Annotated in this window: 14 protein-coding genes; all 14 read left to right on the top strand. The window is 35.1% G+C overall.

The features are described from left to right. The first annotated feature begins 88 nt into the window (after positions 1 to 88). The 14 genes from fabG to lepB all read left to right on the top strand — a co-directional run bounded on the left by fabG (position 89) and on the right by lepB (position 12700). Positions 89 to 832 (top strand): 3-oxoacyl-[acyl-carrier-protein] reductase, encoded by a 744-nt coding sequence (gene fabG, locus MHI39_RS16245; RefSeq protein ID WP_058002616.1) that lies wholly within the window; start codon positions 89 to 91, stop codon positions 830 to 832. A gap of 88 nt (positions 833 to 920) precedes the next feature. Next, the gene (locus MHI39_RS16240) at positions 921 to 1154 is read left to right on the top strand and encodes an acyl carrier protein (RefSeq protein WP_058002617.1); all 234 of its coding nucleotides are present in this window, start codon (positions 921 to 923) and stop codon (positions 1152 to 1154) included. 234 nt (positions 1155 to 1388) lie between these two features. After that, the gene (gene rnc / locus MHI39_RS16235; protein WP_058002618.1) at positions 1389 to 2135 is read left to right on the top strand and encodes a ribonuclease III; all 747 of its coding nucleotides are present in this window, start codon (positions 1389 to 1391) and stop codon (positions 2133 to 2135) included. Positions 2136 to 2205: 70 nt separating this feature from the next. Beyond that, positions 2206 to 5772, top strand: a complete 3567-nt coding sequence (gene smc, locus MHI39_RS16230; RefSeq protein WP_342539736.1) for a chromosome segregation protein SMC — start codon at positions 2206 to 2208, stop codon at positions 5770 to 5772. Positions 5773 to 5801: 29 nt separating this feature from the next. Continuing rightward, on the top strand, positions 5802 to 6797 hold the full coding sequence (gene ftsY, locus MHI39_RS16225; RefSeq protein ID WP_216383840.1) for a signal recognition particle-docking protein FtsY: 996 nt from the start codon (positions 5802 to 5804) through the stop codon (positions 6795 to 6797). 248 nt (positions 6798 to 7045) lie between these two features. Then, complete coding sequence (locus MHI39_RS16220) at positions 7046 to 7372, top strand: putative DNA-binding protein (protein WP_058002621.1); 327 nt, start codon at positions 7046 to 7048, stop codon at positions 7370 to 7372. A 12-nt stretch (positions 7373 to 7384) separates the two neighbouring features. Next, positions 7385 to 8725: a signal recognition particle protein gene (gene ffh, locus MHI39_RS16215; protein WP_058002622.1), complete on the top strand. Its 1341-nt coding sequence runs from the start codon at positions 7385 to 7387 to the stop codon at positions 8723 to 8725. 201 nt (positions 8726 to 8926) lie between these two features. Beyond that, positions 8927 to 9199 (top strand): 30S ribosomal protein S16, encoded by a 273-nt coding sequence (gene rpsP, locus MHI39_RS16210; RefSeq protein WP_058002623.1) that lies wholly within the window; start codon positions 8927 to 8929, stop codon positions 9197 to 9199. An 11-nt stretch (positions 9200 to 9210) separates the two neighbouring features. Next, entirely contained in the window at positions 9211 to 9444 is a 234-nt protein-coding gene (locus MHI39_RS16205) for a KH domain-containing protein (RefSeq protein WP_058002624.1), read from the top strand. A gap of 351 nt (positions 9445 to 9795) precedes the next feature. Further along, positions 9796 to 10182: a YlqD family protein gene (locus MHI39_RS16200; RefSeq protein WP_058002626.1), complete on the top strand. Its 387-nt coding sequence runs from the start codon at positions 9796 to 9798 to the stop codon at positions 10180 to 10182. Between the two features lie 12 nt (positions 10183 to 10194). Then, positions 10195 to 10710, top strand: coding sequence for a ribosome maturation factor RimM (rimM, locus tag MHI39_RS16195; protein WP_058002627.1), 516 nt, complete (start codon positions 10195 to 10197; stop codon positions 10708 to 10710). Further along, positions 10707 to 11456, top strand: coding sequence for a tRNA (guanosine(37)-N1)-methyltransferase TrmD (gene trmD / locus MHI39_RS16190; protein WP_251345334.1), 750 nt, complete (start codon positions 10707 to 10709; stop codon positions 11454 to 11456). Before rimM ends, trmD begins: the two co-directional genes overlap by 4 nt. A 134-nt stretch (positions 11457 to 11590) precedes the next feature. Next, positions 11591 to 11935 carry a 50S ribosomal protein L19 gene (gene rplS / locus MHI39_RS16185; RefSeq protein WP_058002629.1) on the top strand — a complete coding sequence of 115 codons (345 nt, stop codon included), beginning with the start codon at positions 11591 to 11593 and terminating at the stop codon, positions 11933 to 11935. Between the two features lie 225 nt (positions 11936 to 12160). After that, positions 12161 to 12700, top strand: coding sequence for a signal peptidase I (lepB, locus tag MHI39_RS16180; RefSeq protein WP_058002630.1), 540 nt, complete (start codon positions 12161 to 12163; stop codon positions 12698 to 12700). Positions 12701 to 12706: the final 6 nt, after the last annotated feature.

Here is a 12706-nt window from a genome sequence, read left to right as displayed (position 1 = left end):
AGTCGTTCCGTTCTATGCGTTAAAGTATTACCTACAATAACAGTATTGTTATAGAAAATAGCATATATAATAGCTAGGAGGAGAAAAGATGCAGCTTGAAGGAAAAGTTGCCCTTGTTACGGGTGGATCGCGTGGAATTGGACGTGAAATTGCATTAGAACTAGCAAGAGAAGGCGCTAATGTTATTGTGAATTATTCAGGGAGTAAAGATAGAGCTGAGGAAGTTGTCAAAGAAATATTAGCTTTAGGTAGAGAGGCCAAAGCCATTCAGTGTAATGTTGCTAATAATAATGAAGTGCAAGATATGGTCAAAGAAACAATTGAGACTTTCGGTAAACTCGATATTCTTATTAATAATGCAGGTATTACAAGAGATAATTTATTGATGAGAATGAAGGAAGAGGAATGGGACGACGTTATTAACATCAATTTAAAAGGTGTATTCCTTTGCACAAAGGGAGTAACAAGGCAAATGATGAAGCAACGTTCTGGAAAAATAATTAATATTGCTTCCATTGTTGGTGTAAGCGGTAATCCTGGACAAGCTAATTATGTAGCTGCAAAATCTGGAGTGATAGGTTTAACTAAAACGACAGCAAAGGAGCTTGCATCACGTGGGATAAATGTTAATGCTGTAGCTCCAGGATTTATAACAACCGATATGACTGATAAGCTTCCTGAGGAAGTTAAATCTGAAATGCTTAAGCAAATACCGTTAGCTCGCTTTGGTGATCCAAAACATGTTGCAAGTGTGGTAGTATTCTTAGCTTCTACTGCATCTGATTATATGACAGGTCAAACCCTCCATGTTGATGGTGGCATGGTAATGTAGTTGGTAGAGGCAATTACAACTCCTCTATAAATTTCACTTTATTATTTAAACAAATTCATCTATAATGTCTTGAGGGGAGGTGAACCATATGGCAGACGTATTAGAACGTGTAACGAAAATTATCGTGGATCGTTTAGGTGTAGAAGAATCTAAAGTTACTTTAGAAGCTTCTTTTAAAGACGATTTAGGCGCAGATTCCCTTGATGTAGTTGAATTAGTAATGGAACTTGAGGACGAATTTGACATGGAAATTTCTGACGATGATGCTGAAAAAATCGCAACAGTGGGTGACGCTGTTAATTACATACAAGCTCAAGCATAATCGTTCAATAATGATCGAACAAGGGTGCCCTTAGTGATTTGTTCACTTAGGACACCCTCTTTTACTTTTTTCTTTGCTAAACTTTGATATATTAAAGATTTAATAGAGAAAGCTATGAAATGACTATTTAGTTTAGTTATGATATTTAAAAAATGACCTTTGCACTAAAGGCAATTTTTTAATAAACTTTATATGTAGTTTTAAATAACAGAGATTAACAAGGTGGATGACCAAATGCGTAGATCATATCGTGCAAATGAAAAATATTCATTGAAAATAGACGAGAAATTTAACCAATTCCAAAAGAAAATGGGAATAGAATTTAATCAGTTACAATTATTAAAACAAGCATTTACACATTCATCATATGTGAATGAGCATCGTAAAAAACTTCATGCTGATAATGAACGACTAGAATTTTTAGGTGACGCCGTTTTAGAACTTACTGTTTCACAATATCTTTATAATAAATATCCTACGATGAGTGAAGGCAAGCTAACGAAGTTACGAGCTGCAATAGTTTGTGAACCATCACTAGTTACATTTGCTAATGAATTAAATTTTGGTGAGCTAGTTCTTTTAGGTAAAGGGGAAGAACTGACAGGGGGAAGAACACGTCCTGCTTTGCTTGCAGATGTATTTGAAGCATTCATTGGTGCTTTATATTTAGATCAAGGTCTTGAAACAGTTATTTCTATATTAGAAAAGGTTGTATACCCAAAAATAAATGCCGGTGCTTTTTCTCATGTGATGGATTTTAAAAGTCAATTGCAAGAATTTGTTCAAAAGGATGCTTCTGGTTTACTTGAATATATCGTTCTTCAAGAGCGGGGTCCTGCCCATAACCGTGAATTTGTCTCTCGAGTCACACTTAATGGTGAAGAATTAGGAGTAGGAACGGGAAGATCAAAGAAGGAGGCAGAACAGCATGCTGCTCAAATTGCTTTAAGTAAACTTAAAACACCAATAATTGAACAATAGTTATGGCAGTATCACTTCTCCTAGAAGCATGAATATGTGAAGAGGAAGAAAAGAAAATGGAGGGAGAAGCTTGTTTCTTAAACGCTTAGATATAGTAGGATTCAAGTCATTTGCCGAAAGAATTGCTGTTGAATTTGTACCTGGAGTAACGGCAGTTGTAGGTCCAAATGGCAGTGGGAAAAGTAATATTATTGATGCTGTTAGATGGGTATTAGGAGAGCAATCCGCCAAATCCCTCCGCGGTGGCAAAATGGAGGACGTAATTTTTGCTGGAAGTGATTCAAGAAAACCTCTTAATTTTGCTGAAGTAACATTAACTTTAGATAATGAAGAACATCGATTACCTATTGAATATAATGAGGTTAGTGTAACTAGAAGAGTATACCGGTCAGGCGATAGTGAGTTTTACATAAATAAGCAATCCTGTCGTCTAAAGGATATCATTGATTTGTTCATGGATTCTGGACTTGGTCGAGAAGCTTTTTCCATCATTAGTCAAGGAAAAGTAGAAGAGATTTTGAACAGTAAAGCAGAAGAAAGAAGAACCATTTTTGAAGAGGCAGCAGGTGTACTAAAATATAAGACACGCAAGAAAAAGGCAGAAGCAAAACTTGGTGAAACGGCGGAAAATTTAAATCGCGTCAATGATATACTCCATGAGCTAGAAAGTCAGGTTGAACCATTAAAAATCCAGTCTTCTATCGCTAAGGATTATTTAGATAAAAAAAATGAATTAGAGAATTTTGAAGTGGCACTAACTGTTTATGAGATTGAGGAACTGAATCATAAATGGGAAATTTTGAAAAAACAATTTGATATTCATCAAGATCAGGAAATGGGTCTTTCTTCGAAGGTTCAAAAGGAAGAAGCAATCATTGAGGAAATGAGAGATCGTCTTCATGCGCTTGATGAATCGATTAATGATTTACAAAATGTATTACTTTCAGCAACAGAAGAGTTAGAAAAGCTCGAGGGAAGGAAAGAAGTTCTTAAAGAAAGAAAGAAGAATGCTAGTAATAATAAAGAACAACTTGAAAAAAATGTTCAAGAAATGACGACAAAACTAGCTAAACTTGAAGAGCAAAAAAGTTTATTAACAGCAGAAGTTGAGAATCATACGAAATCTGCTTCATCCTTGAGGAAACTGCTCAAGGAAAAAATAGAGTTATCCAATCAATTAAATATTGATATCGAAGCAACAATTGAATCTCTAAAAGGGGATTATATCGAATTATTAAATGAGAAGGCATCAAGTCGAAATGAGAAAAACCTATTAGAACAACAGCTTAATCAACATGAATCAAAAAATCAGAAACTTGATGATGAGAATAAAAAATATATCGATCAAAGACAAATGATTTCAGAGGAGAAACGGAACACGGAGGAACAACTCACACATATTCGGAGTGAGATAGAGAAGCAAGTTCATCAATTCCGTGAACATCAAAACAAACTAGAAACATTAAAAAACCAATATCAAAAACAGGAAACAACACTTTACCAAGCTTATCAATATTTACAAAAGGCAAAATCAAGAAAAGAAACATTAGAGGAAATGGAAGAAGACTATTCAGGTTTCTATCAGGGTGTGCGTGAGGTGTTAAAGGCTCGAGATTCCAAATTATCTGGGATAGAAGGCGCAGTAGCAGAACTTATTCAAGTTTCTAAACAATATGAATTAGCGATTGAAACAGCCTTAGGTGGTTCAGCACAAAATATCATTGTTTTGACAGAGGAAGATGGAAGGAAAGCAATAGAATATTTAAAGAAAAACAGATATGGTCGTGCGACATTTTTACCGCTTAATATTATTAAGGGAAAAGGATTGCCTCTAAATCAGCTAGAAATCGTTCGTTCCTCCCAATCTTTTATTGGAATGGCAGCCGATCTTGTAGAAGTGGACTCTAAATACCGGACAATTATTTCCAATCTTTTAGGGAATGTAGTAATCACCAAAGATTTACAAGGAGCCAATGAAGTAGCTAAGTTATTACAATATCGTTATCGAATTGTGACATTAGATGGTGATATTGTTAATCCAGGAGGATCGATGACTGGAGGAGCGGCTAAAAATACGACAGCCTCTCTTATTAGTCGAAAAGGTGAACTAGAGGATCTAAAAGAAAAAATTGTCTCAATGGAGGATAAGACCTTACAACTGGAACAACAAGTAAAAACGTTAAAGCAAACAGTTGTTCAAAGCGAAAAAAATCTTGAAGAAGCAAGACAACAAGGCGAAAAGCTTCGCTTAAATGAACAAGAACTAAAATCCGAGATGAGACAAATTGAATTAGCGGAGAAAAATTTAAACGAAAAGCTTCAGATCTATGACATGGAACGATTAGAATCAATTCAATCTGTTTCAAATATAGACCAACGGATCAAAGAATTAACAATTCATTTACAAGATATCACTGTTAAGATTGAAAGCCTTGAGAAGGAAATCGAAACGCTAACATTACAGAAAAATAATCAAAAAAATTCTAAGGATGAACTTTTAGCGGAAATCAGTGATTTAAAAGCAGATTTAGCAGTAAAAAATGAACAACTTGTTTCGAGTCGTGAAAGATTAAATAATACAGAGATTGAGATAGAAGAGTGCTTGCAAAAAAGGGCTGTCTACTCCGAAGATTTAAATTGGCTTGAAGGAGAAATGACAAATAATCATTCAGGTGAGGAAGAACTTTCGGAGGCAGCAGAAAAAAAATTAATAGATAAGAATGAAACAACAAAGTTAATATCTATAAGACGTGAAGAAAGAATCCAACTTCAAACAAAACTTGAGGATGCAGAAATAAACCTAAAGGAATTAAAGCGTCAGCATAAAGGGTTAGTAGAAGTTGTTAAGGATGAAGAGGTTAAAATTAACCGGTTAGATGTTGATTTAGAAAATCGACTTACACGTTTACGTGAAGAATATATGCTAACTTTTGAAGCAGCTAAAGAACAATATCCTTTACAGGTACCGATAGAAGAAGCACAAAAACGAGTGAAATTAATTAAACTTGCAATTGATGAATTAGGGACTGTTAATATTGGTGCCATCGATGAATATGAGCGTGTCTCTGAACGATATCAATTCTTAAATGAACAGCAAAAGGATTTGGTCGAGGCAAAGGAAACACTACTGCAAATTATCGACGAAATGGATGAAGAAATGAAGAAACGTTTTGAGCAAACCTTTGAAGCGGTAAAGTTCCACTTTGAACCGATTTTTAAAGCTTTGTTTGGCGGTGGACGTGCTGAATTAAAACTAACAGATCCTAAAGATTTATTAAATACAGGTGTTGACATTGTTGCACAACCACCTGGGAAAAAGTTGCAAAATTTAGGTCTTCTCTCTGGAGGGGAACGAGCGTTGACGGCGATTGCTCTTCTGTTTGCTATATTAAAGGTCCGCCCTGTGCCATTCTGTATTCTGGATGAAGTGGAAGCGGCACTTGATGAGGCCAATGTGTATCGTTTTAGTAAATATTTAAAGAAATTTAGCGAAGAAACGCAATTTATAGTTATCACCCATCGAAAAGGAACGATGGAGGGTGCTGACGTGCTTTATGGTATAACAATGCAAGAATCCGGAGTATCGAAACTTGTATCTGTCAAACTTGAGGCTTCAAAAGAATTAGTACAATCCTAAAGATAGATTTGAACAGGAAGTGAAAAAATATGAGCTTTTTTAAAAAGTTGAAGGATAAATTTACAAAGTCGACAGATTCTGTAACTGAAAAATTTAAACAGGGATTAACGAAAACAAGGGATAATTTTACGAATAAGGTGAATGATCTTGTTGCACGTTATCGTAAAGTAGACGAGGATTTTTTTGAAGAGTTAGAAGAAATTCTTATACAAGCAGATGTAGGGTTTAATACTGTAATGGAGCTTGTTGAGGATTTAAAAATGGAAGTAAAAAAGAAAAATATTCAAAATCCAGCGGAAGTTCAATCTGTTATATCCGAAAAACTTGTAGAAATTTATCAAGGTAATGAAGATGCACCAAATTCAATTAATATTCAAGAAGATCAATTAACGGTCATTTTATTTGTTGGAGTAAATGGTGTTGGAAAAACAACGACTATTGGAAAGCTTGCACATAAATTTAAAAGTGAAGGGAAAAAAGTGTTATTAGCAGCAGGTGATACTTTCCGAGCAGGCGCAATTGATCAATTAGAGGTTTGGGGAGATCGTGTGGGAGTCGATGTAATTAAACAAGGAGAAGGCTCCGATCCTGCCGCAGTTATGTTTGATGCTGTACAAGCTGCCAAAGCCCGGAAAGCAGATATATTATTATGTGATACAGCAGGCCGCTTGCAAAATAAAGTAAATCTAATGAATGAATTAGAAAAAGTAAAGCGGGTAATTGAAAGAGAAATTCCAGGAGCACCACATGAGGTTCTGCTTGTTTTAGATGCGACAACAGGACAAAATGCAATGCTTCAAGCTAAAACTTTTAAGGAAGTAACAGATGTATCCGGAATCGTATTAACTAAATTAGATGGAACTGCAAAGGGTGGGATTGTTCTTGCCATTCGCAATGAACTCCATATTCCAGTCAAGTTTGTTGGTCTCGGTGAAAAAATGGATGATCTTCAAGAATTTGACGCTGAAAAATACGTGTACGGTTTGTTCTCAACGGTTATTGAAGAAACAGAGGTAGAAGAATAATTAAAGATGGGCTGTCTGACAAGTTATTGGCTAGACAGCCCTGTTTAGTTGTCTAGGATGACGAGCCTTCGCAATATGAATAGATCAAAGTATGATGGGATGACCCATTAATACACAGCTCTTTTGTCTATCCATAGTTCTTCTTTTCAGTTAACCCCAGGCATTTCTTTCGTTTGCTTGACAAAAGAATGAAAACTGTGTATTCTTCATATGTAAAGGTTTTTCACTTAACAAGGGAGGGGAAGGTTATGCTAGAGAAAACAACGAGAATGAATTATTTGTATGATTTTTATCAATCGTTGTTAACTCCAAAGCAACGTAGCTATATGTCCCTCTACTACTTGGATGATTTTTCTCTCGGAGAAATTGCTGAAGAATATGAAGTAAGCAGACAAGCAGTGTTTGATAATATTAAGCGTACAGAAGCAATGCTTGAGGAATATGAGAAGAAGCTTTTGTTATTCCAAAAATTTCAAGAGAGAAATTTAATTCTTGAAAAATTGAAAAAAGCTATTGAAACTACTTCGAAGGAAGAAATTTCGACACTTATTGAAGCGCTTGAGAAATTAGACTAGGAGGCGGGATGAATGGCATTTGAAGGACTAGCCGACCGACTTCAAAACACAATACAGAAAATTCGCGGCAAAGGGAAAGTATCGGAGAGCGATGTAAAAGAAATGATGCGTGAAGTACGTCTAGCATTGTTAGAGGCTGACGTTAACTTCAAGGTTGTTAAGGATTTTATCAAAAAGGTTAGTGAACGCGCTGTTGGACAGGAAGTTATGAAAAGCTTAACTCCTGGACAGCAAGTCATTAAGGTTGTTAAGGAAGAATTAACGAACTTAATGGGTGGGGAGCAAAGCCAAATTGCTGTTTCGAAACGACCACCTACGATCATAATGATGGTTGGGCTACAAGGAGCAGGTAAAACGACGACAACTGGTAAATTAGCAAATCTTCTACGCAAAAAGTATAATCGTAATCCGTTGTTAGTTGCTGCTGACATTTACCGTCCAGCCGCTATTAAACAGCTTGAAACACTTGGAAAACAACTAAATATGCCCGTTTTTTCTTTAGGAGATCAAGTAAGTCCAATTGAAATTGCGAAACAAGCGATCGAAAAAGCGAAAGAAGATCATAATGATTATGTATTAATAGATACCGCAGGTCGTTTGCATATTGATGGAGAATTGATGCAGGAGTTAAAGGAAATTAAAGAATTATCTAATCCTGATGAAATTTTTCTAGTAGTTGATTCCATGACTGGGCAAGATGCCGTAAATGTTGCCGATAGCTTTAATGAACAATTAGGAATTACCGGTGTCGTTCTCACTAAGCTTGATGGTGATACCCGTGGTGGTGCTGCACTTTCTATACGTGCTGTTACGGAAAAACCTATAAAGTTTGTCGGTATGGGTGAAAAATTGGATGCTTTAGAAGCATTCCACCCTGAACGAATGGCCTCTCGTATTTTAGGTATGGGAGACATGCTTTCACTTATTGAAAAAGCACAGGCTAATGTAGATGAAGAGAAGGCAAAGGAACTTGAACAAAAGTTACGAACAATGAATTTCACATTTGATGATTTTCTTGATCAATTAGGGCAAGTTCGAAAAATGGGTCCCCTTGATGAGTTGTTAAAAATGATGCCAGGGGCAAATAAAATTAAAGGCATGGGGAATCTTCAAATTGATGAAAAACAAATAAGTCATGTTGAAGCTATTATTCAATCGATGACAAAACAAGAAAAAATCAATCCTGAGATTATGAATGCCAGTAGAAAGAAAAGAATTGCAAAAGGCAGTGGAACTTCTGTACAGGAAGTGAACCGTCTGTTAAAGCAATTTGAAGACATGAAAAAAATGATGAAACAAATGACCGGCATGCAAAAGGGTAAACGAAAAGGCTTTAAATTTCCTTTTATGTAGGTCGATATCAATATGCCTTGAGCTCACTGGGATTAAGTGACAAGTGCAGAAGCTATTTTTATATAAAAAAAGCGAATTTGTAATGATTTTGTCCATCATTTTTGATATAATCATAAGTGTTAAGAAAAAACACTTTACAAACTAAGTATTTATTTGATAATATACTATCTTGTGTAAAACTATTCGGAGGTGCTATTTAAAATGGCAGTAAAAATTCGTTTAAAACGTATGGGAGCAAAAAAATCTCCTTTCTATCGTATTGTTGTAGCTGATTCTCGTTCACCACGTGATGGTCGCTTTATTGAAACAGTTGGTACTTACAACCCAGTTTCACAACCAGCAGAAGTGAAAATCAATGAAGAATTAGCATTAAAATGGTTACAAAATGGTGCAAAGCCATCTGACACAGTTCGTAACTTATTCTCAAAACAAGGCATCATGGAAAAATTCCACAACGCGAAATATAGCAAATAAGCGTGATTTCGATGCACGAGCTAATCTTAACGATTGTTAAGCCCCTTGTTGATTTTCCTGAGGATGTTTCGGTTCATGAAGTTGAAGAAGATCATCATATTTCTTATCAACTATCTGTTAATAAAGCAGATATAGGTAAGATAATAGGAAAAAAAGGGCGTGTTGCGAAAGCCATTCGAACTGTTGTCTATGCTGCAGCAGGATCCAAACAACATAAGAAAATTTATTTGGAAATTGTCGAATGAACATTGTTAATGAATGTTCAGAAAAAGGGAGGTTTAATACCTCCCTTTTTCTGTATGATTGTATTCGTTTAGTTTTTAGTAAAAGCCCTAAAAGCCCTACTTCCGGCTTTTATACCTGAATCAAGGGTTCGGCGTACTTAAGAAGACTTCCGCTCTTTTCTCAGTGGAATAAGGAATTTGTCGTTGTTACCTTATTTTTAAAGTTAAAGCGATATTGTTTGAGAAAAGAGCCTTCTGTATAATAAATAAATAAATATCGTACATAAACCTCACACATACTCCTTATTATTATTTTATTTCATTAAATAGGTTTTTAAATAGATCAATCAGTAAAATATAAGGAGGTAAAAAATGCAGCTGTTACAAACAGTTACGGTAAAGCAGGTATTAACAGAACAAAGTAAAAAGGAACTCCATCAATCCTATTATCAAAAAAAAATGATGTTGCAAAAAGAATGTGATCAATTAAGGTTTGAATTAAAAAAACTTGATAGAACAAAGAAATTTCCTTCAGCTAGTTTAAAATCACATTTTGAGAAAGAAATTAATGGGCGGAAGGAAAAAATAAAATTAATTGATTTTCAAATTGAACAGCTTAACTTATTGCCATTAGGAAGTGAAATCAAAGAGAAGGAAGTACAGGCTCTTGTTGATGTCAATGTTGGTGACAGCTGGGATCAAATCACAAAAGAACAAATGATCATTGTAAAAGATGGGATCATCATAGAAATACGTTAGAGGTGGATTTAAATGACTAAATGGTTTAATGTAGGAAAAATTGTGAATACCCATGGTCTTGGTGGAGAAGTAAGGGTTATTTCTAAGACTGATTTCGCAGAAGAGCGATATAAAAAGGGAAATATTTTATACCTTTTTCTTAATGATCATACCCCGATTCAGTTAACAGTAAAAACTCATCGTACACATAAAAACTTCGATTTACTTACTTTTGAAGGATACAATAATATTAATGAAGTGGAACCATGGAAAAATGGAATTTTAAAAATTTCTGAAGAACAATTGACAAGTTTAGACGAAGGTGAATTTTATTTTCATGAAATTGTCGGGTGTAAAGTCTTTTCAACAGATGGTGAAGAAATTGGAATCGTAAAAGAAATATTAACACCTGGTGCGAATGATGTTTGGGTAGTTAAAGGGGGAAATGGTAAGGAATATTTAATTCCTTATATTGATGATGTCGTAAAGTCTGTAAATGTAAAAGATAAATCAATTACGATTGAATTAATGGAAGGTTTATTATCATGAAAATAGATGTACTATCATTATTTCCAGAAATGTTTACGGGTGTATTTGGTTCGTCCATCTTGAAAAAAGCAGCAGAAAAAAATGTCGTAGAGTATAATGTAGTCAACTTTCGGGATTATGCTGATAATAAACATCAAACTGTTGATGATTACCCCTATGGGGGAGGAGCTGGCATGGTTTTAAAACCACAGCCTATCTTTGATGCAGTTGATCATTTAACGAAATCGAATGAACATACGAAGCCTAGGGTCATACTCCTTTGTCCACAAGGAAAGGTTTTAACTCAAAAAGTTTCGGAAGAATTAGCTCAAGAACAACATCTTATTTTTATCTGTGGTCATTATGAAGGATATGACGAACGTATACGTGAACATGTTGTGACGGATGAAATATCCATCGGTGATTATGTTCTAACTGGAGGAGAGCTTGGAGCAATGGTTGTCATAGATAGCGTTGTTCGACTTCTTCCTGGAGTATTAGGTAATGAGGATTCTCCTATTTTGGACTCCTTTTCTTCAGGGTTACTTGAACATCCACAGTATACGAGACCTGCTAATTTTAGAGGGATGACAGTTCCAGATGTCCTGATTTCCGGAAATCATAAGAATATTGACGAATGGCGCGAAAAAGAATCGATATTAAGAACACTGCAAAGAAGACCAGATCTTCTTGAAAATTACCCTCTAACTGACAAACATAAACAATGGATCAACGATTGGAAAAAAGAACATAAAGAAAACAAATAAAAGTTGTTATTGCAATACAACTAGTGATATGGTAAGATATTTCTTGTGATTTATGAACGCATAAATCATATGAAAACGATGTTCCGCTGCAATAAAGGATTTGTATGAGCATCTGTTGGAAGGAGTTGAATTCGATGCACAAAATTATTGAAGAAATCACAAAAGATCAACTTCGCTCTGATATTCCAGCGTTCCGTCCTGGTGATACTGTACGTGTTCACGTTAAAGTTATCGAGGGAACTCGCGAACGTATCCAGTTATTCGAAGGTGTTGTAATTAAACGCCGTGGTGGTGGAATCAGCGAAACTTTCACAGTTCGTAAAATTTCTTATGGTGTTGGTGTAGAACGTACTTTCCCTGTTCACACTCCTAAGATTGCGAAGTTTGAAGTAGTGCGTCGCGGTAAAGTTCGCCGTGCGAAACTTTACTACCTACGTAATTTACGTGGTAAAGCCGCTCGTATTAAAGAAATTCGTTAATAATGAAAAGAAGCTATTCTATTTCTTAAAGAATATTAAGATAGCTACGATTCAAAGACAAAAGGAGCTTGGTTATCAAGCTCCTTTTCGACTTTTATTGATATATTTTTCTAAAGAAATATTAATGATAAATAAAATCATGATCTTAATTTAATCTTTCACTTTTTTGGATGAAGCTGATATATTTATAATAATACTTGGCAATTTAACAAAGGTGGCGGGATAATGTCAAAACAAAAAAACGAATTATGGGAATGGACAAAAGCTTTACTAATTGCGGTTCTTCTTGCAGTTATTATTCGTTATTTTTTATTTGCACCAATTGTTGTTGATGGGTCATCGATGATGCCTACACTACATAATGGAGATCGCATGATTGTTAATCGATTTGGAAAGCCCGATCGTTTTGATATCATCGTTTTCCATGCACCAGAAAAGAAGGATTATATTAAACGAGTGATTGGTTTACCTGGGGACAGAATTGAATATAAAGATGATATTCTTTACATAAATGGTAAAGCCTATAAAGAACCTTATCTAGATGAGGCAAAGAAAGAAATCGCGGTTGGTACATTAACAGAAGATTTTACGTTGAGGGACTATATTGGCAGAGATACTGTCCCAGAAGGTGAAATTTTTGTAATGGGGGATAATCGTCGAGGTAGTAAGGATAGTCGAAGTATTGGAACAATCCCAATAAAAAAAGTAATTGGTGATACGAAATTAATATGGTGGCCAATTTCTGATATTAGGATTGTAAAGTAATTACAT

The organism is Heyndrickxia sp. FSL K6-6286 (genome assembly GCF_038630395.1).
Lineage (GTDB): Bacteria > Bacillota > Bacilli > Bacillales > Bacillaceae_C > Heyndrickxia > Heyndrickxia oleronia.
This window is presented reverse-complemented; position numbering and strand designations above follow the sequence as displayed.